Raw genomic sequence first — 24,771 nt, 5'->3', positions numbered from 1 at the left:
GCTCTAATGCCGTTCACTTAAGGTGAGCGGCATTGTTTTTTCTAGGATAACGACTAGGTCGTTTTTTTACACTCCTTGGGAATGTTCTTTGTCTCCTCGGTTCTAATATGAGGCTTCCAGCCATACTATAGAAGCTTTTAAGGTGCTGTGGAACTGCGCCTGGCGATGAGTAAGGAAGACCGACTAGCAATCTCATAATATGAGCAAGCGCGCCATTAAAGCTGAGCTGATACGGTAAATAGTCGCCTTTGAGACTGTAGCACATCTGGACCATTTGATACCGAATGAGGTTATAGGTTAACAGTACGCCCCAGAGCTCCTGTTTGACGAGTTCGGGTAGACGACTTCTCAATGTCAATCTGTTGCCAAGCATATATTGCTTCTGCTCCCTGTAGCCAAGTTCAATTTCCCATCGATGACTATATAAATCGGCTATGTCCGCACTAGGATAGCGCATAGGGTCAACCATGGATGTAAGCACATCATATTGCTTTCCCTTTACCGTTCTGGATATCAGTCGGACAATAAGCTCTTTTGGTAACTCAGGAAATAGTTTTCTCGCTCGGGGATTGCTTGTCAGTTTGATAAGCTTATCCTGACGACCTAACTTACGTATAACTTCATATTGAGTATTCTTTTTTAACGGTATAAGCCAATGGCGTTCAGTCCCCGTTGTTTGCCATTTGTGCAGCAAGCCAAGCGAGTAAAAACCACGGTCAAATAGGGTCAGACTATTATCTGGTGTCGTTTCAATTAATTGCTGGGCCAGTACCATTTCATTCACGCTATAACAATCAAATGCGCTGCCGGTAATTAAATGACTGCTTAATTCCATTTGGCAGACCATACGTACTTGTGGATACTGGGTTTCAAGACCATCACGGTTAGTTGGCTTAAGGAAGGATTCATTATTCTGTGGCGTATCTTCTGTCCGCCAAACTACCCCGTCTACGCCTAACAACGTTAGCCCATTCCACGTCGGTAATTTTGCATGTTCATACCAATGACGTCCCGTACATTCAAACAAAGCTTTGGCAGCCGCCTCTCCTAAATCCTTTCGACGTTGAGTGAGCGCGCTTGGAGCAACAAAAGGCTTACCTTCTCTATCAACAATATCAAGCATGTTTACTACATCTGCCATAGACTTGTCGTTATAAATAGCCATACCGACAAGTAACCATGCCATAGATTCTAAAGTTAACTTTCGCTTTCTCAGCGTCACAGTATCCGAAAGCTGATAGGCCTCTTCGATGAGTTTTAACGGCAGCATGTCTGCCAATGTTTCAACTTGATTGGGCTTGAAGTTGTTGATGATGTCTAGAGCCTGAGATACGTGCATAAAAAAATCCGATAAACGATGTTTATCGGATTTTTACATACTGTGCGGATCGTTCAACTGATCCTTTTAATAATGCCTAACTGATCGGCATTAGAGCTTAGGCTCCGTTTTTTTTCGCTTGAAAGCCTACACTTACGTGAGCGCATCAAGTATATATGCTGAGAAACAATCCTTATGTTGTCATTTTTACCTGTGTTGATGTTAATGGTGGTATTTAGTCCGTTAGCCATTGATATATTCTTGCCTGCTATGCCTGACATGGCCAACGACTTACAAACTAGCCTAACTACATTGCAATGGAGCGTCAGTGGCTTTTTATTGGCGATGGGCTGTGGTCAGTTAATTGCTGGACCACTTGCCGATAAATACGGCCGAAAGCCAATCGCTATGATTGGCATTGTTATTTACTTTATTGCTTGTTTGGCCTGCGTTGCTGCCGACACCGTAAGTTGGCATTTATTTGCTAGGTTTGTGCATGGCTTAGGTACGTGCGCCATTGTTGTCAGTGCATTTGCCATTGTACGAGACCGCTTTGATGCCGTACAAAGTGGCATGATGTACAGCTATCTCAATGGTGTCATATGTTGCATTCCAGCGCTAGCACCTATTTTAGGTGGTTGGTTAGCACATGAGTACGGCTGGCGCAGTACGTTTTCGTTTATGGCAGCTTATGCGGTTGGAGCGGGTACCTTAGTTGCGTTGTTTTTAAAAGAGACGAATTCCACTAAACAGCCTACACAGGTTACGTTATTTTCTATGGCTCGCTATAAAAGTGTCATAACAGACCGTATGTTTGTATTTCACGCGTTAGCTGTCATGTTGGCAATGGCGGTGATCATCGCTTATGTGAGTAGCTCACCAGCGTGGCTAATGGTGGCTTTGCAGCAAAACCAAGATGAGTTTATTTTTTGGTTCAGTTTAAATGCCGTTGTTAATATTATCGCTTGTCTAACAGCACCCAAGTTACTGACACGCTGGGGGGTTGCGTTCACCTTACATATTGCTTTTACCGTGCTTATGTTCGGCGGCATATTAATGTACGGTTTACTTAGTATTAAGGAGGCCTGGGCATTTATGATCCCAGTCATGTTCAGCTCAGTTGGTTTTTCGTTACTGATGGGCACCTGTGCTGGTCAAGCACTCGCGCCTTTTGCAGAAAAAGCGGGCACAGCATCAGCAATGTTAGGCTTTTTACAAATGGCAGGCAGTGCCGTGTTGGTCGGTGTTGTACAACAACTGCCGCTACCTATTCCAGCACAAGTTGCGTTGTTAATGTGTGGCTTTATCGTATTTATGCTGATTTGGCTCATCCCCAGCATGCAACGACGACTTATCTCATAGCAGCTGTGATGCAATGACTAATACCTTATAACAGGCAAGTTTAGCATCGGTTAAAACTGCCATAGCCAACGACGTTGTTATTTAAGACGATGGGTGATCATTTTGATAAAACTGTTGCTTAATGGCTGCAAGAGCAGGGTGCGTCACTTTGCGTTTGTTGCTTATGATATATAGTTGCTCACCAATCTCTTCTGTTCGGCCTATGACTGTTACAGGATAGCTATTTACTATGTATTGCTCTACTAATGTCGGGGTGCAAAAAATGCCAAACCCTGCTTGACCAAAGATATTGATCAACGCACTGTCATCAAACTCAGCAATGATGTTAGGTGACAGTTGTTTATCATCAAGCCATGATAATAACGCGTTTTTAAGTGATGATTGTGCCCCTGGTATTAATAATTTTTGGTGCTGTAGATTCTGTGGGAAATCACCTTTTAGCGATGTGAGTTGGTTGTTGGCAACATAAAAGCTGATACCACTATCAATCGCTTTGAAACTGTAGGCTTTAACCTTATGGCCTACGGGTATAGGACTGTCAGATAAAATGACATCAATTTTATTCAGCGCTAAGTCGGCTAACAATTGTTTTAGTCGACCCTCCCGACAGATCATTTTTATTGCAAAATCCTGTTCAAACGCTGGTTTGAGCACCTCATAAATAAGTGCCTTGGGTAATACGTCGGTTACGCCAACGGCAAAAGTCAGTTTTTGATGTTGATGATCTGGTTCAAGGCTTTGTAATAGCTCATTGCCGAGGCTAAATATGTCATCGGCGTATGCGTACACCTTTTTCCCCTGATCATTTAACAATAAACGTTTTCCGTGGCGATCGAATAAGCGTCTACCCAAGTAACTTTCTAAGGTCGACAATTGGCCGCTAAGTGTTTGTGGGGTTAGATGCAAGCGTTTACTGGCTGAGGCAATGCTGCCTTCTTTTGCAATCAGATAAAAGTAATGTAAATGATTATAATTTAGTTGCTTCATCGTTTTAGCCGCCGTGAGTTATTGTTTTATAGCAAAAATTCTAATTCGATTTTATCGATGTTGAAATACGTATAATTCGAATATTAATTTATAGCAAAGTTTCGTACTGTATAAAATCGTTGTTTGCTTAACGTAGGAGATGTATGACTAAAAAAGATTTCCGACAAATGGTTAACCATGACGCCGCAGGTGGGGTGTTATTGGTTTTAGCCTCTTTAATGGCAATGATTGTTGCTAATACGGGGCTGAGCGACTTATATAAAGACTTTCTCAATTTTCCCATTGCCATCAAAGTAGGCGAGTTTGCCATCGCTAAGCCATCACTGTTGTGGATTAATGATGGGCTTATGGCAATTTTTTTCTTTTTAATCGGTCTTGAAGTCAAACGGGAAATCATTGAGGGCCATTTATCAAGCAAAGATCAAATCGTTTTGCCGGCGGTTGCAGCCTTTGCGGGTATTATATTTCCGGCACTTATGTATCTGGGGTTTAACTGGCAAAATCCAGAATCGATAGCGGGCTGGGCAGTGCCATCGGCGACCGATATTGCCTTTGCATTAGGTATATTCAGCTTATTCGCCAAGCAAGTTCCATTATCGTTAAAGTTATTTTTATTATCGGTCGCAATATTCGATGATATTGGTGCCATTATCATCATTGCGTTATTTTATTCTCAAGATCTATCGACAACGTCACTGTTAATAGCGGCACTGGGGTTAGTGCTGTTGTTTTTCTGTAATCGTCACAACGTCGCCCGTCAGCGAGCGTATTTGCTTATTGGCTTAATGGTGTGGGTAGCGGTACTCAAATCAGGGGTTCATGCAACATTAGCCGGGTTTGTCATCGCCTTGTTTGTACCGTTAAATGTGAACAATAAATGGGGCAAGCCGATGTTATTGCATATGGAACATACCGTACAACCATGGGTTGCTTTTGCCATCTTACCAATATTCGCGTTTGCTAATGCGGGGATAAGCTTACACGGGATCAGCGTTGAACATCTGCTACACCCGATGACCTTAGGGATTATTGCTGGTCTGTTTATCGGTAAGCAGTTGGGGGTATTCGGCGCGTGTTGGTTGGTGATTAAGTTGGGGCTGGCTAAGTTACCGCGTGGTTCAAATTGGATGCAACTATATGGCGTGTCGGTATTATGCGGTATTGGTTTTACCATGAGTTTATTTATTGGTTCGTTAGCATTTGAAGGAGCCGATTCGATTTATTATGACCAAGTAAAACTTGGCGTATTGATATCATCTATCTTGGCAGCATTGTGGGGTGGTTGGATGATAAAAATATCACAACAATCAACCAGGGAGATTTATTATGAGACACACCACTCTACTCGTTAGCTTAGCGCTCACATGTTATCCGTTGACTGCAATAAGTGATGGCGCACGCACGCTGTGTCGTGCGCCTGATCAAGAGCAAATGTGCCAAATTTATATCCAAGGCATCGTCGAAGGCTATCTTGCCAGCAAAACGGCTAATATTAGTCATTTTTCGGTTAACGAATTAGCAAGTGATTATGAGCAACGTGCATACACCACGCGAGGCAGTTACCGACGTTTACAACACAATCAACAAACCGCCATTTGTATTCCACAGCAGTTAGATGTGGCAACAATTGCTTCGCAATTTAGTGATAGCCTGACTATTGAAGAGGTTCAAGAAGATATCACCAGTCAGTTTGCCCAATATCTTAAACAACATTATGATTGTAAATTGAATAGCTAAGTATTGATTATTGTCTTAGGTAGGCCGAGTTCAGGTATTATGCAAGGTGATATCGTCGGCTTGCCAAGCGATAAAAGTCCTCGTAAATTTATGATAAAGGGTTTACCATTAGAGTCTCGAAAGCAATCCTTTAAAAATTTATGTCATTTCCTCCTTGCCCAAAATGTGAATCCGAGTTCGTATACCCGGATCAAGATCAACTTATCTGCCCTGAATGCGGTCATGAATGGAACCCGTCAGAGGTGGTTGTCGACGAAGACAAGCCAACTGTTTATGATGCCAACGGCACCTTGTTACAAGATGGTGATAAAGTTACCTTTGTAAAAGACCTTAAGGTTAAAGGCAGCTCTTTGGTACTTAAGATCGGCACAAAAGCGGTTGTTAGGCGTGTTCTTGATAAAAAAGACCATGAACTTGACTGTAAAGTCGATGGTGCAGGCGAGATGATGATAACGGCTAAGTTTGTCAAAAAGGCATAACCGATCATCAACGCTGAAGACAAAAAGCCTCGCATTGCGAGGCTTTTTGTTTTTGTAACCGATAAAGCTAGTCAGTGTGACCAATTGGCTCTATCGAGATTATCTAGCGCGGAAAATAATTCGGCCTTTTGATAAATCGTAAGGCGTTAATTCAACGGTTACTTTATCGCCTGTCAAAATACGGATATAGTTTTTGCGCATTTTGCCAGAAATGTGAGCTGTTACAACGTGACCGTTTTCAAGTTCTACACGGAACATAGTGTTTGGTAGTGTGTCCAACACCGTACCTTGCATTTCAATATTTTCTTCTTTCGCCATTGGGCGTTAAACCTCATTCATATAAATGGATAAATTTTGCTGACGAGATAATGCCGAAAACTGGTCAATTTGTAAAGGAATAGCGCAAACAATTTTAATATTATTCATTATTTCTACGATTTTTCGGTGAATCTATGCCATGTTTGACCGACTAAGCGTTCGTGCGGATAGTATTGATTCTTATAATTCATTTTCGCGCATGCATCAATTTGATAGCCCAAATACAGATAGTGTTTGTTAAGCTTTTGCGCTAATACAATTTGCTGAAGAATTGAAAACTTTCCTAATGAGCGTTTTTGTAGCTGCGGATCATAAAACGTGTACAAGGCCGATAATGCATGAGGTAAGTTATCGCAAACGGCGACAGAGACCAACTGATTATGTAAGTGTACTTCTAAAAACAGTTGTTCAACATGGTGTGAAAAAATAAAGGATTCGTATTGCTCTTTATTGGCAGGGTACATTGAACCATCACGGTGAATGGTATCAATATAACGTTGATACAGTTCAAAATATTCTTCTTTAGGATGTAAAGCGATACGAACATCAAGATCTTTGTTGCTATTTAATAGCCGTTTTTGGCTACGGCTCGGCTTAAACAAATAGACCGGTATCCGTAATGACTCACACGCTCGGCAATTAACGCAATGGGGGCGATATACTTGATCGCCACTGCGACGGAATCCGTTGAGCATTAAACGTTGATAGTTTTCGCTGTTAATATCATCAACGTTAGTGACGACAATCAACCGCTCTTGTTTGTCGTTTAGATAATTGCAATCAAACGGACGGGTAATACCAAACTGAAAAAACTTTTTCGATTCTGACATAAGTTACTGCAATATTCATTTGGTGACGTTAAAAATCATAACCATACCTTGTTGATTTTATCATAAATTCGTCAATGATGGGGCGGTTGTTAGTATCGTTGATCTAAAGACCAGAGACAACGCTCTATTAAGTTTGTCTTTCAGCGCCAGCAGAGTTTAGCAATATTGTTCTAAAACGCTTGTCGCTAAGGCCTTAGATTGCCAAAAGTCGTTAGGTATTTGTGCTGCAAGAGCGTGTTGCTTGAGGCTAAGAAACGCTTGACGTGAGATCTCGACAGCGCCCATTGACGCTAAAAACGGGTTTTGCAGCTGACAATCGATAAAATTAACACCAATCGATTGCAAATGCTCAGCTAACGCAATGAGTGCCAGCTTAGAGGCATTGGTTTGTTGGTAAAACATCGACTCGCCACTGAATAGGCCGGCAATGGCCACACCATAAAGACCACCAACCAACTGATTGTTTTGCCAGATTTCAATCGAATGAGCATAGCCTAATTGATGTAAGCGTTGGTAGGCTTGCTGCATTGATGGCAAAATCCACGTGTCGTCATTACGAAACGGTGCGTTACTGCATTTGCCAATAACATCATTAAACGCGCGATTAACACTGACTGTATAATCACATTTTTTCAAGAACTTACGTAAGCTTCGATTTATATGAAGCTGGTCTATGTTGATCACAGCACGCGGATCGGGAGACCACCAAAGGATAGGGTCGCCATCACTAAACCAGGGAAAAATACCATTGCTGTAAGCAGTGATAATGCGCTCTGGCGCTAAATCGCCTCCCACGGCCAATAGACCGTTAGGCTCATTAAGCGCCAAATGCACAGGAGGGAAAGCCAACACGGTATCATCAAGTACACACAACGGTTGGCTCACTTACTTTCCTTACTTTTCGCTAGCTAACGCGTCTAAGTAGCGTTCGGCGTCAAGCGCTGCCATACAGCCTGAGCCTGCAGAGGTGATCGCTTGGCGGTAGATATGATCTGCTACGTCACCAGCGGCGAAAATACCTTCTTTGCTGGTTTGCGTCGCATTACCATTGGTGCCACTGTTAATGGTTAGGTAGCCATCTTTCATTTCTAGCTGACCTTGGAAGATGTCAGTATTTGGCTTATGACCGATGGCAATGAAACAGCCTGCTACATCGATTTCTTCGGTTGCGTCAGACTTGGTGTCTTGTAAACGTAAACCTGTTACGCCTGACTCGTCACCCAATACTTCATCAAGTGTACGGTCTAAGTGCAGAATAATGTTACCATTTTCTACTTTATCCATTAAACGCTTGGTTAAGATCTTTTCACTGCGGAACGTATCACGACGGTGAATTAAGTGAACTTCAGAGGCGATGTTCGCTAAGTATAAAGCTTCTTCTACTGCCGTGTTACCACCACCAACTACAGCAACTTTTTGGTTGCGGTAGAAGAAACCATCACACGTTGCACAGGCCGAGATACCTTTACCCATGAATGCAGTCTCTGACTCTAAACCGAGATATTGTGCCGACGCACCGGTACAGATGATAAGCGCATCACACGTATAGGTACCAACACTGCCCTTAAGCGTGTATGGTTTTTTCGAAAAATCGACGTCATCAATGTGATCAAATACGATTTCAGTATCAAACTTCTCAGCGTGTTGTTGCATGCGAACCATTAAGTCTGGGCCTGTTAAGTCAGACGCATCGCCCGGCCAGTTTTCAACTTCTGTTGTTGTGGTCAATTGACCACCTTGTTGCATACCGGTGATCAGTACTGGTTTCAAGTTTGCGCGTGCTGCATAAACCGCTGCTGTGTAACCAGCAGGACCAGAACCAAGAATCAAAAGAGGGCAATGTCTTACATCACTCATGAATTACTCCAAAATATTTTCGTCGATAATTTGTTGTGCCTGTGCACAAAACGGCCATTAGGCTGTTAATACGATATGTTTAATGATTGGGATGATATGACAAGATCACAAGTGCGACAACCATAAAAAAACGCAACCATTGATGGTTGCGTTTTTAAAAGTATCAATTTTGTAAACTCTACGCTACTGACATGACCGAACGTTCGCCAGTTAGTGCATGTTTATCAATCAATTACGCTAGAGCTTGTTTTGGTTCTACGTAGTCAAAACCAAGGTTTTCTGCAACTTCTTTTACAGTTACTTGACCATTAATTACATTCAAGCCGTTAAGTAGGTGCTCGTCTGCTAATAGGGCATCTTTGTAACCTAAGTTTGCTAACTTGATGATGTACGGTAGGGTCGCATTGTTTAATGCAAACGTCGATGTACGAGGTACAGCACCAGGCATGTTAGCTACACAGTAGTGAACAACGTCATCTACGATGAAGGTTGGTTCTGCGTGCGTTGTTGGCTTAGACGTTTCAATACAACCACCTTGGTCAATTGCAACATCAACAATCGCCGAACCAGGTTTCATGTTTTTAATGTGTTCAGCGGTTACAAGTTTTGGAGCTGCTGCACCTGGGATCAATACGCCACCGATAACAAGGTCTGCTTCCAGTACGTGCTTCTCTAATGCATCAGCGGTTGAGTATACCGCTTTGATACGATTACCAAATTGTGCGTCAAGACGACGTAATACATTGATGTTACGGTCAAGCACAACAACGTCAGCGCCCATACCAACAGCCATTTGTGCCGCGTTGTTACCAACCATACCGCCACCGATAACAACCACTTTGGCTGGCTCTACACCCGGAACGCCACCTAGTAGCATACCGCGACCGGCGTTAGATTTTTCAAGAGCTTGTGCACCAGCTTGGATTGACATGCGACCAGCAACTTCTGACATAGGTGCTAATAGTGGTAAACCACCGTTCGCATCGGTCACTGTTTCATAGGCAATACAAATTGCTTTCGACTTAATCAAATCTTCTGTTTGTGGTAAATCAGGTGCTAAGTGTAAGTAGGTGAATAGAATTTGACCTTCACGTAGCATCGCACGTTCAACAGCTTGTGGCTCTTTAACTTTTACGATCATTTCTGCTTTAGCAAATACTTCAGCAGCAGTATCTAAAATAGATGCACCGGCTTCAACGTAATCAGCATCGGTAAAGCCAATGCCAGCGCCAGCATTAGTTTCAACGTACACGTCGTGACCATGGTTGATCAATTCACGAACGCTAGCAGGTACCATACCTACGCGGTATTCGTGGTTTTTAATCTCTTTTGGTACACCAATAATCATAATTTTTCTCTCGACTTGGTTTAAGTTATGGCAGAAATGTCAATAAATTCATCAACGACAAAATCTACCTAGTATTGATTAATAAGCAATTTGCCTACTGTTTTATAATCTGTGCATTATAACGGTGTTTTCTTGGGGGAAGTTATTGTAATTTTTAGTTTTGTAGATGAAAATATCGTAGTAAACTGTATTTTTAGATTATTTATCTAGGGTGCTTTTTTTATGAACAGAAAGCTTGATCGTATCGATAAAAACATTTTAAAAGAGTTACAAAAAAACGGTCGGTTATCTAATGTTGAGTTATCTAAGAGGGTAGGGCTAAGTCCTACGCCGTGTTTAGAGCGAGTTAAGAAATTGGAAAACGATGGGGTGATCACTGGCTACAGTGCTAATTTAAATCCTAAGTACCTAGATGCCGCGTTATTAGTCTTTGTCGAAATCAAACTAACGCGTACATCGCCAGATGTTTTTGATGACTTTGCGAAAGCGGTGATGCGTTTCGACGAAATTCAAGAGTGTCACTTAGTATCCGGTAACTTTGATTTTTTATTAAAGACTCGTGTATCCGATATGATAGCCTACCGAGATCTGCTAGGTGATACCTTATTGAAACTACCGTCTGTTGCCGAAAGTCGCACTTATGTGGTGATGCAAGAGGTTAAAACTGATAATAAATTACCCATTCAGTTTGTTTAATGAGAATAACACCAGACAAACAGTTTTATCATTTGCTGATTTCTGCTAATTTAGGGGAATAATCTGCTTTAATGAAGCGCTGTTGCGAGATCGGTTAAGAAATTGGACCGCGCTGTCGATGTTGCAGGAGCATTTAACAACAATGTTTCGAGCATCGATTAAAGAAATATGAAGTGAACAGCAGATACATTTATAAAAAGTACATTTGTATAACAATAATATTCGATGGGCCAAACCTTGAGCGCTAAAGAGTCTTCTAAACTATCCGGTAGTCAACGCTTATTAGAAGCGGGATTGATTTTTACTACCGTGTTCTCCTTGTATTTGATCGTAGCTTTATTTTCATTTGATCCGTCCGACCCTGGTTGGTCACAAACGGCATATCATGCCACAGTGCAAAATAAAGGTGGCACAATCGGTGCCTATTTATCGGATATATTGCTATTTACTTTTGGTGCCATCGCCTATGTTTTGCCATTTGCACTTGCCGTTGGTGGCTGGCTTTTGTTTCAACGCATTCACGTGTTACTTAAAGTAGACTTTTTTACATTAGCACTTAAGTTGCTTGGTGTAATCATGTTGCTCGTTGCCATGACAGCAAGTTTTGCCATGAATGTTGACGATTTTCATGGCTTTTCCTCCGGTGGTTTAGTCGGTACCTTTATCGCCGACAGCTTATTGCCTTATTTAAGCATTCACGGTAGCTCATTGTTATACATCATTATGATCGCCACAGGTATTGTGTTAGTTACCGGTATATCTTTATTTACCATGATTGACTTTGTTGGCGAGGTAGCCATTAACATATTTAATATGGTTAAGTCGGGGGTTAGTCGGGTTGTTGGCCATTACAGCAGCGTTGCGCCAAGCAAGTCAGCGAATCAAGAGAAGCAACCGCCAAAACAAGACAAGGCGACCGCCAACCCAGTTGTTGCCAGTGCCCAGGTTGAGACTGTCGATAAACGTGCCGATAAAAACAAAGCACAAAAAAGTTTGGCTGAGCAGACGGCACAACCGACAATAACAACAGGTGTTAACGAAGACACCAACGCTCAATTCGCGCAAGCTAATGTAGAGCCTGAACACGCAGCCACTGAAAATTATGATAACACCATAGAGGCTGAGCAAGATTTAGCAGCCAAACTCTTTGGTCAATCAAATAATGCAAATGCTGAACGTGTTAGCGAAAAAGATAAAGCACCATTTATTGGTGATGATAACACGACAAAAATCCCTCAAGTCAGTGACGACGGCTTTATTGATATCGATGAATTGATTGATGAACCATCGATTGGCAATCTAGACGATAGCTTAACAGAAGAGGCATTAGATGTTGCTCTGGCTCCTGTGACCAAGGTAGATGTTGCTGATGACGATACATTCGTGGAGCCTAATGTTATTGAGCAGGCGATTGCCGCTAAACGCGAAAAATTACCATCGGAGCTATTAGCCGATAAATACGATGGTATGCCAACCATTGATTTATTGGATCGAGTAGACAAGGCTCAAAACCCAATTACCCAAGAAGAGCTCGACCAAGTCAGCCGCTTGGTTGAGGCTAAGTTGCTTGACTATGCTGTTGAAGCCAAGGTGACGGACGTATATCCAGGCCCTGTTATTACCCGTTTTGAGCTTGATTTAGCGCCAGGAGTAAAGGTGAGTAAAATCACCAACTTGTCGAAAGACTTAGCACGCGCATTATCTGCTGCAAGTGTTCGCGTCGTAGAAGTAATTCCTGGAAAATCGGTTATTGGCTTAGAAATACCGAATAAACATCGTGAAATGGTACGTTTGTCGGAAATCATTTCATGTGATGATTTTAATAATGCTAAATCGTCACTGGCGATGGTGATAGGTAAAGATATTGCGGGTGATCCGGTTGTCGCAGACTTGGCAAAAATGCCGCATATCTTAGTTGCCGGTACCACGGGATCGGGTAAATCGGTCGTGGTTAACGTGATGATTGTGTCGATGCTATACAAATCGACACCTGAAGACGTGCGCTTTATCATGATTGACCCGAAAATGCTTGAGCTATCAATCTATGAAGGAATACCGCACTTATTATCGGAAGTCGTAACCGATATGAAAGATGCGGCAAACGCTTTGCGTTGGTGTGTGGGTGAAATGGAACGTCGTTATAAACTAATGTCTGCATTAGGCGTTCGTAATTTAAAAGGCTACAACCAAAAAATTAAACAAGCGATTGAAGCTGGTGAACCGCTAGTTGACCCATTATGGCAACCGACTGATGGTTTTGATCAAACCCCGCCTGTATTGGAAAAACTGCCTTCTATCGTAGTTGTGGTCGATGAGTTCGCTGACATGATCATGATTGTTGGTAAAAAAGTGGAAGAGCTTATCGCGCGTATTGCACAAAAGGCACGTGCAGCGGGTATTCACCTTATTTTGGCAACACAACGCCCGTCGGTTGATGTTATTACGGGTTTGATCAAAGCAAACATTCCAACTCGTATGGCGCTTACCGTGCAGTCACGAGTTGATTCACGTACTATTTTGGATCAACAAGGCGCTGAACAATTACTAGGTCATGGTGACATGTTGTACTTGCCACAAGGCACTAGCGTACCTGTACGTGCTCAAGGTGCGTTCATTGACGATCACGAAGTACACGCCGTGGTTAACGATTGGAAATCACGTGGGGAACCAAATTATATTGAAGACATCTTATCAGGAGAGGGTGGAGAAGATACGCTGTTACCTGGTGAGGTTGCCGAAAGCGATGATGCAGAAACCGATCCTTTATTTGATGAAGTCGTGGCGTTTGTTACTGAATCACGTCGCGTATCGATATCTAGCGTTCAACGTAAATTCCGCATTGGTTACAATCGCTCTGCCCGTATCGTTGAAGATATGGAAGCAGCAGGCGTTGTAAGTTCTCCTTCTCACAATGGGCAACGCGAAGTCCTTGCACCACCACCGGTTAAAATGTAGATAAATAATATGTTAAAAAAATTCAAAAATACCGTCATCACAACCGCCGTCAGTGCAATGTTGTTGTGCAGTGCCAGTACAGTGGCGTCACAAGTTAGCGATATTAAACACGAGTTACAGCAAAAATTAGCGAGCGTGGCTGGCTTTAAAGCTGAATTTAATCAAGATGTGATTGATGCAGACGGTAACCTAATTCAACAGTCTAATGGTCACTTAGCTGTTAAACGACCAAACTTTTTGCATTGGCAAACGTTAGCACCGGATGAAACCTTGGTGATCAGTGATGGCCAAACACTGTGGTTTTATAACCCATTCGTTGAGCAGGTATCGGCGTATGCCATTAATAACGCGGTCGCGAACACCCCCATTTTGCTGTTAACCGGTCTTAATGAGCAGGCATGGGATGACTACCGAGTTGAAAAGCAACTAGACGATCGTTATCTTATCGTTTCTAAAGATGAGAATGCACAAGTTATCTCGTTGCAATTAACCTTTGCTAATGGACTTATTTCCACCTTTACTGTGACTGACGCGACAGGGCAATTAAGCCAGTTTCGTTTAACAGATATGGTGACCACACCACAGCCGAGCCCGAGCCTATTTATGTTTGAGTTGCCTGAAGGTGTCGACTTAGACGATCAACGCTAAACCTTGTTGGTATACTCATAGGTATTATGGCTTCTCTTGATTTAGACTTTCACCACCAAAATCAGTTTATTCCGTTGGCTGCTCGATTACGGCCAACATCGCTCGAGCAATATATTGGCCAACAGCATTTGCTTGCGCCGGGTAAACCACTGCGCTTAGCCATTGAGCAGGGTTTATGTCATTCACTGATTTTTTGGGGACCACCTGGTACGGGTAAAACCACCTTAGCAGAGCTGATTGCCCGTTATGCCGATGCTGAAATTCAGCGTATTTCCGCGGTTACCTCTGGGGTGAAAGAGATCCGCAGCGCCATAGAGCAAGCAAAACTGGTTGCCCAAGCTCAAAATCGACGCACCATTTTGTTTGTTGATGAGGTGCATCGCTTTAACAAATCGCAACAAGACGCATTTTTACCGTTTATCGAAGATGGCACCATTACCTTTATTGGTGCCACAACAGAGAACCCGTCGTTTGAGCTGAATCAAGCGTTGTTGTCGCGTGCTCGTGTTTATTTACTGAAAACTCACAGTGAGCAAGAGCTTGAACAAGTTCTTGAACGTGCGTTAACCGATAAGGTTGATGGCTTGGGCGAGTTAGAGATCAGTTTTGATGACAAGGCGCGATTAACGTTAATGGGACTTGCTAATGGTGATGCGAGGCGTTTGCTTAACTTACTTGAAAATTGCGTTGATATTGCTGAGCATGAAGGCAACAAGGTTCATATCAGCCTTGATATCATCAATATGGTCGCCGGCGAAAAGCAAGCGTTGTACGATAAGGGCGGTGATCATTTCTACGACTTGATCAGCGCGTTTCATAAATCGGTGCGTGGCTCAGATCCCGATGCGGCGTTATATTGGTATTGCCGAATTTTAGAAGGTGGTGGCGATCCCCTCTACGTTGCAAGACGATTATTAGCGATTGCGAGTGAAGATGTTGGCAATGCTGATCCGCGCGCTTTGCAATTGGCCGTTAACGCCTTTGATACCTATCACCGAGTCGGTCCGGCTGAAGGTGAGCGGGCGATTGCCCAAGCCACCGTTTACTTAGCCCTCGCACCAAAAAGTAATGCAGTTTATACCGCCTTTAAAGCGGCTCGCCAATTGGCAAGAGATACCGGGCACTTAACGGTGCCGTTGCATTTGCGTAATGCCACATCAAAACTCACAAAAAGCCTGGGGCATGGCCAAGAGTATCGCTACGCTCACGATGAACATGGCGCTTATGCCGCCGGTGAGAACTATTTTCCTGAAGACATTGCAGACGCTGCGTTTTACCATCCCAATGAACGGGGCATGGAAATTAAACTCAAAGAAAAGTTGGAGTACCTGCACAGCCTCGATTTGATGGCAAAAAGGCGACGCTATGACTAGTCTAAAATTGTATTTATTCGTCGCCATTGGCGGTGCATTAGGTGCCTGTTTACGGTTTTTTATGTCCCATATGGCATTAATTTGGTTAGGAAAGGGATTCCCTTTTGCCACCTTGATCGTTAATATAACGGGCTCGCTCATTATGGGTGTTTTATACGGATTAATCGAACAAGGTGTAATTGACGTTGTAGTCTATCGTACTATGCTTGGTATTGGCTTTTTAGGCGCATTTACGACCTTTTCAACGTTTTCATTAGATACCGTGCTGTTAATTCAGCAGGGGGATTTAATTAAAGCGATGGCAAATGTAATACTCAATGTTCTGTTGTGCATCGGCGCAGCGGCTTTGGGTCTTATACTGGTAACTAACAAATAACACGTGATAGAAGATGCTAGATTCAAAATTACTAAGAAGTGACATCGACGCGGTTGCTACCAAGTTGGCAAGCCGTGGGTTTGAATTGGATGTTGCTACATTCAATGCCTTAGAAGAAGAACGCAAGGAATTGCAAGTACGCACCGAAAACTTACAAAATGAGCGTAATGTACGTTCCAAGTCTATTGGTCAAGCCAAAGCCCGTGGTGAAGACATCAAGCCTTTGCTAGATGAAGTAAGTCAACTTGGCGCTAAGCTAGACTTAGCCAAAGAAGAATTAGCAACATTGTTAGCTAAAATAGATACCATCGTTTCGTCAGTACCAAATTTACCTGCAGATTCAGTACCTGCAGGCGCTAATGAAGACGATAATGTGGAAGTAACCCGTTGGGGCACGCCACGTGAGTTTGATTTTGACGTAAAAGACCACGTTGACATCGCCACAGCGCTTGATAAAGGCTTAGATTTTGAAAGCGGTGCAAAATTAAGTGGTACTCGCTTTGTGGTAATGAAAGGTCAAATGGCGCGTTTAAACCGTGCGATTGGTCAGTTTATGTTAGACCTTCACACCGATCAACACGGTTACACCGAAGCAAATGTTCCGTTATTGGTTAACCACGAGTCGTTATATGGTACCGGTCAATTACCAAAGTTTGGTGAAGATTTGTTCCACACCGATCTCGGCAGCAAAAAGTTCTCGTTAATTCCAACGGCAGAAGTACCACTAACCAACTTGGTGCGCGATGAAATCATCGAAGAACACGAGTTGCCAATTAAACTCACTGCATTATCTTCATGTTTCCGTTCAGAAGCGGGCTCATCAGGTCGTGATATTCGCGGGTTAATTCGCCAACATCAGTTTGATAAAGTTGAACTAGTTCAATTAGTGCATCCAGAAAAATCATTTGATGCATTAGAAGAGTTAACATCGCATGCTGAAAAAGTATTGCAATTATTAGAGCTACCGTACCGTAAAGTGACGCTATGTACTGGTGATATGGGCTTTAGTGCAACCAAAACCTACGATCTTGAAGTATGGTTACCAGCACAGAACACGTACCGTGAAATTTCATCATGTTCAAACATGGGTGACTTCCAAGCGCGTCGTATGCAAGCACGTTTCCGCGCCAAAGATGCGAAAAAACCAGAGCTATTGCACACCTTAAATGGCTCAGGCTTAGCAGTAGGTCGTACCTTGGTCGCCATTTTAGAGAACTACCAACAAGCAGACGGTCGTGTTGAGATCCCTAAGGTATTGCAACCTTACATGGGTGGCTTAACCCACATCGGTTAATCCGTTCCGCACCGTTCATTAAAAGGCACCAACAGGTGCCTTTTTTATGCCGAGTTGAATTCACGGCATGATCTTGGCAACTATAATTAATCAATATTCAATTTCAGGAACAGTAAAATATGACAATTCGTATTCGCCATGAGAATAGTAATGATATTGAGGCTATTCATGATGTGACGACTTCCGCATTTTTACATGCACCGCATACTGGCCATACCGAACAATTTATCGTTAAGGCTCTTCGACAATCTGGTGCGTTAACAATTTCTCTCGTTGCCGAAGAGGTGCCGAGCGGTGAGATTATCGGCCACGTCGCACTGTCACCGGTAACCATCACCGATGGCACAAGTGATTGGTATGGGCTAGGGCCAATATCTGTCCACCCGGATCATCAGCACCAAGGTATCGGATCGCAATTGATGAATACCGCTATAGAAGAAGTGAAGAAGATTGCTGGCAAAGGCTGCGTATTACTTGGCGATCCAAACTACTACCAACGATTCGGCTTTTTACCAAAAGCAGGCTTAGTGCTTGCTGATGTGCCGAGTGAGTACTTTCAAGCATTATTACTAAAAGGCGATATACCACAAGGTGAAGTGTTTTATCATGAGGCGTTTTCAGCGACGGGTGAGTAAGGTTGATGAGTGATCTATTTTGCTATATCGCCGACCGTTAGTACTTACCTTATTATTTACGCTAACTTAAGCTTAATGTACTGCATTTGCGCCAGTTGGTTAAATAGCGTAATTTATTGATAATAAATGCGGTGGCGAGCGGCGGTCATTGTTAGTATGGAGAGGTCAATGAAATTTATTGCACTATTGTTTAGCACCTCAATATCATTAAGTTCGCATTCATCAGAGCCATTGGAAGCCCTAGCTGATTTGAAATTCCTTGCAGATACTGGTGTTGAATCCACAGTAATGTGCATTGATGACCAGTGTGATACGTGGGCCACATTTTACTTATATGAGTTGGAAGTAAAAAAAGTGTTGAATGGCGAACTAGCCGACAACAAGTTTAAAGTTATTTATGGTAGGCACGCCGAATTAAAAACAGATATGAAGGGTGTGGTCGTTGTTTTGCATCATTTAAAAGAGATATCAATCCATAACGCCCAATATCAAGTTTTAGAAATCGATTAGGCTGTTATGTGATGACTACCGACCTTTGCATAAAACGTCCTCGATATTACTGAGAATTCTCAGTAAATACCCAAAATGTCAAATCCCTACCTTTAACATCATGAAATAGCGCTATAAAAATGGTATTTATAACGGGATATTACTATGAAGTATCAGTAATATCCCACTAGAGGTAGATCAGAGGTTGTGTTTTATTGGTAACGGATTGAATTAATGCAGATTTTTGTTAATTTAATTAACTAATCGTAGACTGACATTACTGAGACGTCTACATAATAAGCTGTTATCTGCAATCGAAAACTGACGAGTCCATATACAGTGTAGGCTAAAGATAATTATACTGTATATTTATTCAGTATAATTAAGCCTGTTTATAGAACGACAAAATCTAATAGGAAATTTGACAGGGACTATACTGTTTTCTATTCCCCTTAAGTATTGTTTAGGCTGCTGAAAGAGTCGGTGGTTCTTTACAGACAGACCGAAACAATACTTAAGGAATCGAACTCCCTCTCAAGTGCTAAATTTTCGCCGTTTTCTTCAGTTCGCAGCCAAAGCAGACTAAGGTCTGACTGCCAGATAACAAGAAATATCAAAGGGTTATTTATAAACGCTACGCTAAATGCTATAAGTAACCTTTGTATTGGACGTTAGTTGCCAAGGGAGTCATCGTGTCACAAGAAGAAATTAGACAACTACATAACCAGCTGAGAACCTCTCAAGATAAATATGTCTATTTTCTGTTAGCCGTAACGGCTTCTGCAATAGCTTTCTCGGTACAAATAACGAAAGATAGTGTTTTTTCTCTTACCCTTCTACCGCTTGGGGTAGCTGTTGTTTGTTGGGCATGGAGCTTTTTTTGTGGCTGCCGTCAAATCCAATATGTAAATTCAATCTTATATTCTAATACTGAATATTTGCGTATAAAAAATGGTACTCATCCAGAAGTAGGTAATAGTCCTAACTTTATTAAGGCTGCGTCCGAAGGGTTAATGGAAGCAATATCAAGCAACCAAGACTCAGCTAGTAGTCACGCTAACTGGCAGTTTAGGCTCGCTATTATGGGGGGAGTTGCGTTTATATGTTGGCATCTATTAAAAATGGCAGCTAGGACATATGGCAACTAACAAGCGCCTTATGTTGCTCGTAAACTCGCTGGGACAAATTTTCGCGGGCTTTTCGCTTCGCTCAAGTTTAGCCCACTCAATTTGCCCCATAGGCGGGCGTTATCTGCAATCGAAAACTGACGAGTCCATATACAGTGTAGGCTAAAGATAATTATACTGTATATTTATTCAGTATAATTAAGCCTGTTTATAGAACGACAAAATCTAATAGGAAATTTGACAGGGACTATACTGTTTTCTATTCCCCTTAAGTATTGTTTAGGCTGCTGAAAGAGTCGGTGGTTCTTTACAGACAGACCGAAACAATACTTAAGGAATCGAACTCCCTCTCAAGTGCTAAATTTTCGCCGTTTTCTTCAGTTCGCAGCCAAAGCAGACTAAGGTCTGACTGCCAGATAACAAGAAATATCAAAGGGTTATTTATAAACGCTACGCTAAATGCTATAAGTAACCTTTGTATTGGACGTTAGGCAATTCGTCACATTTCGCATAAGGATTCACAATGGTAAAGGAAGATTCTTTTAACAATTGGCTCGATCAAAAAGAGTTCGATGTAGAGCACGCTTTAAGCCTCTATGCTTCAAGTTATTGTACACTTCCAGCTGAGTTTATATATGACAAAGAACTTTTAGCGCAATATGAGCATGTGATTAAAGATTGCCATATCTATTTAATAGGTTATTTACCTAATGTAGCTATTGAAAATATCATTGAGCAAGATAGTGAATTAGAAATCACCTTCAAAGTAGCGAATGAAATCAAGGTGATAAAATTACCAATTCCTGAAGATCATAAATTAGTCCAACTAGACGGATATAGTTACCTTGAGCGGAGTGATGGAGAAAAGTTTTCCATATCACAAGAAACACTACTTCAGTTTGTTTCTGACAGTATGTTTTTTGAAGTAAAATACATTGGTCAAGCATATGGAAAAGACGGCTCAAGAAATGCTCTTGATCGTCTTAAGAAACATGAAACTTTGCAAAAGATATCTCTCAAAGGTGTTCCTGAAAACTACAAGCTATCACTATTGCTTTTATCTGTAGAATCAAATAATCAATTAGTTACAATGTTAAACCCTAGAGCGCAAAAGCAAGATGATGGCTCAAGAATAAAGGCTGGTTTAGACAAACTTTTTGATACAAGTGAACCTGAACGAATATCCTTGTTTGAGGCTTCTCTGATCCGGTATTTCTATCCTGATTTTAATAAAGAGTTTAAGGATAGTTTTCCATCCACTAATTTAAAACTTTTACAAGATTGTTATGAAAAGGATTTTTCAGCTGTATTTTCAGAAATATGTATAGATGAATTACCTTTCCAGTTGTACTCAGAATCGGCTCCTGCAACTCATCATCATTTAGCCAAATATAATCTACATGACGATGAAGCTAGAAAGACATTCTTTTTTAGTAGTAGTTAAAAAATTGCCTAACAAGTCGTTTAAAAGGACAAAAAACAGTTGGCTTTTGCTCATTCGTCGCTAATTTTAGCCAACTATTTTATTGCCTCTTAACGAGGCGTTATATTGCTCGAGGTTAAACAGTCCTAATGTCCCCCAAAAGTGATGAATTCCCAGATTTTAAATATCTGTGTAAAGTAGTCCTCATTGGCTCTATTATCACAAGCCAAGCAATGTATTTGCTTCTTTTTGTCGTAAAAACAGCTTCTTGTTGGGGTTGTACGTCACTTAAAGAATTGGGAAAAATGTGGCTATATTTTACGGGTATATCTGTACCTTTAATGTTTCTAGGGATCTTATCTTTATTATTTATATGTAAATTTCTCTGGAAAGTTGTTAAGACGTAAAGCAATATAACAAGCTAATAAACAAGGACAAAAAACAGTTGGCTGTTTTCGTTCCTCAACATTTTAGCCAACAATTTTTTGCCCATTATTAGGGCGTTGGTATGACTCCCCACGTCAAGAAAAATCACACTGTTCCCTAGCATTTATTTTCACGCCATTGCTTATTTACTTTCAAATAAATGAGTTAACACATTGAATGAAGCCAGTAATTTCGTCGGTTATCTTGCTGGTATTCGTGGATTATTAATCTGTTGATTAACAGAGCCTACCTTACTTGTTTCGTCGTGGCACCGTGCTTCAGTCTATGTTCGCGGTTCAAGGTTAATGGGTTAAACTTGCCAGCCTAACGCCCTCGGTGGTTGTGCCACAGCCGATGCTTGATCCAATGTGCTATCTCAAATCTTTCAATCATGCCGGAACCCTAGAAATACGCAGTTCAGGTTTTACTGGCGCTACGGCGACTTCCCTAGATATTGCCCAAATATAAGCAATCAGCTCTCTGGCGATAGCCGTTACCACCACACTTCGGTGTTTGCCTCTTGCCATCAATCGTTGGTATCGACGGCATAAACGTAATTGAGCTTGCCAAGCGATATCATTAACTTCTTTACTGATGGATTCTTGCCGTTTTTTAAGCTCTGTCGATACGTTTGGTTTGTGTTTATAGGAATGCGCGCATTCCACCAATAAGCGCCTTGCGCGGATGTTTCCAGCTTTGGTAATGCTACCAAGTTTTCGCTTGTCGCTGCTGGTATGCTCTGATGGAACAAGACCTAAGTAGGCCATTAACTTTCGTGGATGATCAAAGCGGCGTAAGTCGCCAAGCTCAACAATGATCCCAGTGGCGGCAACAATGCGAATACCTCGCATAGCTTGAATGGCTTTTACTACAGGATAGAAGCGCCAATTTTTGATTTGATGATGAAGTTCATTATCTAGTCGCTACAAACGCTTCAACCGTTCTGTAATAGTGCTAATGTATTCTGTTAGGACGATTTGCTGACTCGGGTGAGGCAGAACCAATTCGGTTAACCAACGTAAGTGTTGATTGCTCCAATTATCATTACCTTGCATTGAATATGATTGCGCAGAAACAACGCCTTGAGTTGATATTTGGCATCTTTTAAATCGTTCATAGCGCGGTCTCTTGCGCGAGATAAGTCGCGGATAGCTTCATCATCTGGTTCAGGCACATAGATAGCGGTTAGCTCTTCATCTTTGAGTAATTTAGCTAATTTCAGTGCATCGCGTTTATCGGTTTTAATTCGCTCGCCAGGTTTTTTGGGAATGAGAGAAGGGGTTACCACATAACAACAGTGTTCAAGGCTTGTTAGCAACCGATAAACCCAATAGCCACAGGGACCTGCTTCATAAACAAAATGAAGTGTTGCCATTGGGTATTTTGATTGAAGTATTCTAGCGAGTTTAATAAAGGATTGTTTGTTGCTTTTTATTTTGCCGTAATTAACAGCTTTCACACCACGCCCATCTTCAAGTAGTGCGACTTGAGAAAATTCTTTATGAGTATCTAACTCTATGAAAAGTATGCTATGTTTATTCATGCTAGCCTCCGCTTTAGTTATTTAACAAACTAATTATGGCTCTGGCTTTAAGCTAACCCACGATTGGAGGCTAGCACCTCGTGGGGAGTCATTATGTCTATGTTTACAAGCGTATGGATGAAGAATTACAGAAAAAAATAGATGCTGTTGTCGGTTTAGCGAGGCTTGCAGGTGGCACATTAATAATAATAGGGTCTATATTGGTATTCTTTTTTTTTCAATCTGCTTTTTACCCAAATGCAGTTATTGAAATTAATGGCGTACCCACTACTGACCAAATTTCTAAAATAATTGCCGTTTTATTTGCTGCCATAGTTCCATTATTTGGAATGGTTCTATCTTTGACACCAAACAAAACAATGGATAAGTGGGCTAGTAAAATAATTACCCATTTAAGCTAATAGTCAACATAACAAGCAGTTAAAGGATTGGACGTCTAAAACTTGGCTGATGTTCTTTCCTCACAATTTGTATGTATTTCATTCATTTATATACTTTGCAACTGCTCTATCTTTTATGCTCAAAGTTCAATAAAGTGAAAAGGAAACATATTATGATCTTGGCAGAAAAAATCATCCGGTTAAGGAAGCAGTTGGGTTGGTCGCAAGAAGAACTAGCAGAAAAAGTGAGTGTATCTCGTCAGTCAATTTCAAAATGGGAAAGTGCTAACAGCATTCCTGAACTTAATAAAATTATCGCACTTGCAAAAATTTTCAATGTATCAACAGACTTTCTCTTACTTGATGAAAACGAGGTGTTCCAAAACAATAGGACTGATACCGCATCAGAGACACCCGTTATTAACTTAGACCAAGCAAACGTCTATGTCGAAAGCAAATTGGCGGTATCTGCTTTAGTCACTAAAGGGGTTATTTTGTGTTTGTGTAGTGTGATCCCGTTATTATTTTTGTTGGCGATGGCGCAAAATCAACGCATAAATATCAGTACAACTACGGCGGCAGCGTTTGGCATTGTTGGCCTTTTGGTTATGGTCTCTATTGCCGTTAGCTACTTTATTAAAGCCAATAATTTTAAAGCTAAGACAGCGATTGTAGATGATAAATCGTTTGACTTGGCTTATGGCGTTCACAGTGTGTTCAGTGAAAAACTAAGCAAATTCCAATCAATTTACAACAAAAAACTCTCTATTGGTGTCGGTCTATTCATTCTCAGCCCATTGGCCTTAATATTTTCAGCCATATTTAATCAAGGAACAGATATTCTCATTTTAATGCTGATTGTCTTAAAGCTCTGCATTGCTGCCGGTTTGGTACTGGTGATACCAGTGTCAGCGAGATCAACAGCGTATCAAAATATTTTGGCAGATATAAAGCTAAAACATGAAACGGCCGAGCGCGATAAGAGAATAGAAAGCTTTGCGACATTTTACTGGCCTTTACTTACGGCAATATTTTTAGGCTGGAGTTTGTGGACAATGGATTGGGGCACCACTTGGATTTTGTGGCCTGTGGGAGCGGTTCTTTATATTGCCCTGGTTGGTTTAATGGATTTACTGACCAAAGATTCGGTAGAGTATTAGGTTTATGGTG

23 protein-coding genes and 1 pseudogene are annotated in these 24,771 nt (G+C 41.6%); 16 read left to right on the top strand and 8 right to left on the bottom strand.

Going from position 1 to position 24,771, the window contains the following annotated elements; genetic code table 11:
• Positions 1 to 13: 13 nt before the first annotated feature.
• Positions 14 to 1,339 carry an IS4 family transposase gene (locus tag ACAX20_RS07800; RefSeq protein ID WP_371185183.1) on the bottom strand — a complete coding sequence of 442 codons (1,326 nt, stop codon included), beginning with the start codon at positions 1,337 to 1,339 and terminating at the stop codon, positions 14 to 16.
• A 174-nt stretch (positions 1,340 to 1,513) separates the two neighbouring features.
• Between ACAX20_RS07800 and ACAX20_RS07795 the strand changes: the two genes are divergently transcribed.
• Positions 1,514 to 2,680 (top strand): multidrug effflux MFS transporter, encoded by a 1,167-nt coding sequence (locus ACAX20_RS07795; protein ID WP_371185181.1) that lies wholly within the window; start codon positions 1,514 to 1,516, stop codon positions 2,678 to 2,680.
• An 81-nt stretch (positions 2,681 to 2,761) separates the two neighbouring features.
• Here ACAX20_RS07795 and nhaR read toward each other — a convergent pair whose 3' ends face one another.
• On the bottom strand, positions 2,762 to 3,667 hold the full coding sequence (gene nhaR / locus ACAX20_RS07790; RefSeq protein ID WP_371185179.1) for a transcriptional activator NhaR: 906 nt from the start codon (positions 3,665 to 3,667) through the stop codon (positions 2,762 to 2,764).
• A gap of 143 nt (positions 3,668 to 3,810) precedes the next feature.
• Between nhaR and nhaA the strand changes: the two genes are divergently transcribed.
• From nhaA to ACAX20_RS07775, 3 genes are all read left to right on the top strand, one after another.
• On the top strand, positions 3,811 to 5,019 hold the full coding sequence (nhaA, locus tag ACAX20_RS07785) for a Na+/H+ antiporter NhaA (RefSeq protein ID WP_371185177.1): 1,209 nt from the start codon (positions 3,811 to 3,813) through the stop codon (positions 5,017 to 5,019).
• Positions 4,994 to 5,404: a hypothetical protein gene (locus ACAX20_RS07780; protein ID WP_371185175.1), complete on the top strand. Its 411-nt coding sequence runs from the start codon at positions 4,994 to 4,996 to the stop codon at positions 5,402 to 5,404. The genes nhaA and ACAX20_RS07780 overlap by 26 nt, the downstream gene beginning before the upstream one ends.
• A gap of 140 nt (positions 5,405 to 5,544) precedes the next feature.
• Positions 5,545 to 5,883: a zinc ribbon domain-containing protein YjdM gene (locus ACAX20_RS07775; protein WP_371185173.1), complete on the top strand. Its 339-nt coding sequence runs from the start codon at positions 5,545 to 5,547 to the stop codon at positions 5,881 to 5,883.
• A gap of 99 nt (positions 5,884 to 5,982) precedes the next feature.
• Here ACAX20_RS07775 and infA read toward each other — a convergent pair whose 3' ends face one another.
• From infA to ald, 5 genes are all read right to left on the bottom strand, one after another.
• A complete protein-coding gene (gene infA, locus ACAX20_RS07770) occupies positions 5,983 to 6,201 on the bottom strand; it encodes a translation initiation factor IF-1 (protein ID WP_011043571.1) in 219 nt (72 codons plus the stop codon).
• 113 nt (positions 6,202 to 6,314) lie between these two features.
• Complete coding sequence (locus tag ACAX20_RS07765) at positions 6,315 to 7,031, bottom strand: arginyltransferase (protein ID WP_371185171.1); 717 nt, start codon at positions 7,029 to 7,031, stop codon at positions 6,315 to 6,317.
• Positions 7,032 to 7,187: 156 nt separating this feature from the next.
• The gene (gene aat, locus ACAX20_RS07760) at positions 7,188 to 7,916 is read right to left on the bottom strand and encodes a leucyl/phenylalanyl-tRNA--protein transferase (protein ID WP_371185169.1); all 729 of its coding nucleotides are present in this window, start codon (positions 7,914 to 7,916) and stop codon (positions 7,188 to 7,190) included.
• A 9-nt stretch (positions 7,917 to 7,925) separates the two neighbouring features.
• On the bottom strand, positions 7,926 to 8,888 hold the full coding sequence (gene trxB, locus ACAX20_RS07755) for a thioredoxin-disulfide reductase (RefSeq protein WP_371185167.1): 963 nt from the start codon (positions 8,886 to 8,888) through the stop codon (positions 7,926 to 7,928).
• 232 nt (positions 8,889 to 9,120) lie between these two features.
• On the bottom strand, positions 9,121 to 10,236 hold the full coding sequence (gene ald, locus ACAX20_RS07750) for an alanine dehydrogenase (RefSeq protein ID WP_371185165.1): 1,116 nt from the start codon (positions 10,234 to 10,236) through the stop codon (positions 9,121 to 9,123).
• Positions 10,237 to 10,458: 222 nt separating this feature from the next.
• Between ald and lrp the strand changes: the two genes are divergently transcribed.
• The 10 genes from lrp to ACAX20_RS07700 all read left to right on the top strand — a co-directional run bounded on the left by lrp (position 10,459) and on the right by ACAX20_RS07700 (position 21,273).
• Positions 10,459 to 10,932 (top strand): leucine-responsive transcriptional regulator Lrp, encoded by a 474-nt coding sequence (gene lrp / locus ACAX20_RS07745; RefSeq protein WP_371185163.1) that lies wholly within the window; start codon positions 10,459 to 10,461, stop codon positions 10,930 to 10,932.
• 225 nt (positions 10,933 to 11,157) lie between these two features.
• Entirely contained in the window at positions 11,158 to 13,887 is a 2,730-nt protein-coding gene (locus tag ACAX20_RS07740) for a DNA translocase FtsK (protein ID WP_371185161.1), read from the top strand.
• 9 nt (positions 13,888 to 13,896) lie between these two features.
• Entirely contained in the window at positions 13,897 to 14,535 is a 639-nt protein-coding gene (lolA, locus tag ACAX20_RS07735) for an outer membrane lipoprotein chaperone LolA (RefSeq protein ID WP_371185159.1), read from the top strand.
• Between the two features lie 26 nt (positions 14,536 to 14,561).
• Positions 14,562 to 15,908: a replication-associated recombination protein A gene (locus tag ACAX20_RS07730; protein ID WP_371185157.1), complete on the top strand. Its 1,347-nt coding sequence runs from the start codon at positions 14,562 to 14,564 to the stop codon at positions 15,906 to 15,908.
• Entirely contained in the window at positions 15,901 to 16,284 is a 384-nt protein-coding gene (gene crcB, locus ACAX20_RS07725) for a fluoride efflux transporter CrcB (protein WP_371185155.1), read from the top strand. Before ACAX20_RS07730 ends, crcB begins: the two co-directional genes overlap by 8 nt.
• A 13-nt stretch (positions 16,285 to 16,297) precedes the next feature.
• The gene (gene serS / locus ACAX20_RS07720; RefSeq protein ID WP_371185153.1) at positions 16,298 to 17,578 is read left to right on the top strand and encodes a serine--tRNA ligase; all 1,281 of its coding nucleotides are present in this window, start codon (positions 16,298 to 16,300) and stop codon (positions 17,576 to 17,578) included.
• Between the two features lie 119 nt (positions 17,579 to 17,697).
• The gene (locus ACAX20_RS07715; protein WP_371185151.1) at positions 17,698 to 18,213 is read left to right on the top strand and encodes a GNAT family N-acetyltransferase; all 516 of its coding nucleotides are present in this window, start codon (positions 17,698 to 17,700) and stop codon (positions 18,211 to 18,213) included.
• A 168-nt stretch (positions 18,214 to 18,381) separates the two neighbouring features.
• On the top strand, positions 18,382 to 18,723 hold the full coding sequence (locus tag ACAX20_RS07710) for a hypothetical protein (RefSeq protein WP_371185149.1): 342 nt from the start codon (positions 18,382 to 18,384) through the stop codon (positions 18,721 to 18,723).
• Between the two features lie 671 nt (positions 18,724 to 19,394).
• Positions 19,395 to 19,850 (top strand): hypothetical protein, encoded by a 456-nt coding sequence (locus tag ACAX20_RS07705; RefSeq protein ID WP_371185147.1) that lies wholly within the window; start codon positions 19,395 to 19,397, stop codon positions 19,848 to 19,850.
• A gap of 502 nt (positions 19,851 to 20,352) precedes the next feature.
• The gene (locus ACAX20_RS07700) at positions 20,353 to 21,273 is read left to right on the top strand and encodes a hypothetical protein (RefSeq protein ID WP_371185145.1); all 921 of its coding nucleotides are present in this window, start codon (positions 20,353 to 20,355) and stop codon (positions 21,271 to 21,273) included.
• 794 nt (positions 21,274 to 22,067) lie between these two features.
• Here the strand turns inward: ACAX20_RS07700 and ACAX20_RS07695 are convergent.
• Positions 22,068 to 23,221, bottom strand: a pseudogene (locus ACAX20_RS07695) (IS110 family transposase).
• A 113-nt stretch (positions 23,222 to 23,334) separates the two neighbouring features.
• Between ACAX20_RS07695 and ACAX20_RS07690 the strand changes: the two are divergent.
• Together ACAX20_RS07690 and ACAX20_RS07685 are read left to right on the top strand one after the other, a co-directional pair.
• Positions 23,335 to 23,622 (top strand): hypothetical protein, encoded by a 288-nt coding sequence (locus tag ACAX20_RS07690; protein ID WP_371185143.1) that lies wholly within the window; start codon positions 23,335 to 23,337, stop codon positions 23,620 to 23,622.
• A gap of 71 nt (positions 23,623 to 23,693) precedes the next feature.
• Positions 23,694 to 24,761, top strand: a complete 1,068-nt coding sequence (locus ACAX20_RS07685; protein WP_371185141.1) for a helix-turn-helix domain-containing protein — start codon at positions 23,694 to 23,696, stop codon at positions 24,759 to 24,761.
• Positions 24,762 to 24,771: the final 10 nt, after the last annotated feature.

The organism is Thalassotalea sp. Sam97, from assembly GCF_041379765.1.
GTDB classification, from domain to species: Bacteria; Pseudomonadota; Gammaproteobacteria; order Enterobacterales; family Alteromonadaceae; genus Thalassotalea_A; species Thalassotalea_A maritima.
This window is presented reverse-complemented; position numbering and strand designations above follow the sequence as displayed.

Coding starts and splice junctions, on each gene's coding strand:
- nhaA (WP_371185177.1), top strand. CDS start 3,811: ATGACTAAAAAAGATTTCCGACAAATGGTTAACCATGACGCCGCAGGT.
- ACAX20_RS07710 (WP_371185149.1), top strand. CDS start 18,382: ATGAAATTTATTGCACTATTGTTTAGCACCTCAATATCATTAAGTTCG.
- ACAX20_RS07780 (WP_371185175.1), top strand. CDS start 4,994: ATGAGACACACCACTCTACTCGTTAGCTTAGCGCTCACATGTTATCCG.
- ACAX20_RS07715 (WP_371185151.1), top strand. CDS start 17,698: ATGACAATTCGTATTCGCCATGAGAATAGTAATGATATTGAGGCTATT.
- ACAX20_RS07775 (WP_371185173.1), top strand. CDS start 5,545: ATGTCATTTCCTCCTTGCCCAAAATGTGAATCCGAGTTCGTATACCCG.
- ACAX20_RS07685 (WP_371185141.1), top strand. CDS start 23,694: ATGTATTTCATTCATTTATATACTTTGCAACTGCTCTATCTTTTATGC.
- ACAX20_RS07795 (WP_371185181.1), top strand. CDS start 1,514: ATGTTGTCATTTTTACCTGTGTTGATGTTAATGGTGGTATTTAGTCCG.
- trxB (WP_371185167.1), bottom strand. CDS start 8,888: ATGAGTGATGTAAGACATTGCCCTCTTTTGATTCTTGGTTCTGGTCCT.
- crcB (WP_371185155.1), top strand. CDS start 15,901: ATGACTAGTCTAAAATTGTATTTATTCGTCGCCATTGGCGGTGCATTA.
- ACAX20_RS07765 (WP_371185171.1), bottom strand. CDS start 7,031: ATGTCAGAATCGAAAAAGTTTTTTCAGTTTGGTATTACCCGTCCGTTT.
- ACAX20_RS07800 (WP_371185183.1), bottom strand. CDS start 1,339: ATGCACGTATCTCAGGCTCTAGACATCATCAACAACTTCAAGCCCAAT.
- lolA (WP_371185159.1), top strand. CDS start 13,897: ATGTTAAAAAAATTCAAAAATACCGTCATCACAACCGCCGTCAGTGCA.
- serS (WP_371185153.1), top strand. CDS start 16,298: ATGCTAGATTCAAAATTACTAAGAAGTGACATCGACGCGGTTGCTACC.
- nhaR (WP_371185179.1), bottom strand. CDS start 3,667: ATGAAGCAACTAAATTATAATCATTTACATTACTTTTATCTGATTGCA.
- ACAX20_RS07740 (WP_371185161.1), top strand. CDS start 11,158: ATGGGCCAAACCTTGAGCGCTAAAGAGTCTTCTAAACTATCCGGTAGT.
- ACAX20_RS07700 (WP_371185145.1), top strand. CDS start 20,353: ATGGTAAAGGAAGATTCTTTTAACAATTGGCTCGATCAAAAAGAGTTC.
- ACAX20_RS07730 (WP_371185157.1), top strand. CDS start 14,562: ATGGCTTCTCTTGATTTAGACTTTCACCACCAAAATCAGTTTATTCCG.
- ACAX20_RS07690 (WP_371185143.1), top strand. CDS start 23,335: ATGGATGAAGAATTACAGAAAAAAATAGATGCTGTTGTCGGTTTAGCG.
- lrp (WP_371185163.1), top strand. CDS start 10,459: ATGAACAGAAAGCTTGATCGTATCGATAAAAACATTTTAAAAGAGTTA.
- ald (WP_371185165.1), bottom strand. CDS start 10,236: ATGATTATTGGTGTACCAAAAGAGATTAAAAACCACGAATACCGCGTA.
- infA (WP_011043571.1), bottom strand. CDS start 6,201: ATGGCGAAAGAAGAAAATATTGAAATGCAAGGTACGGTGTTGGACACA.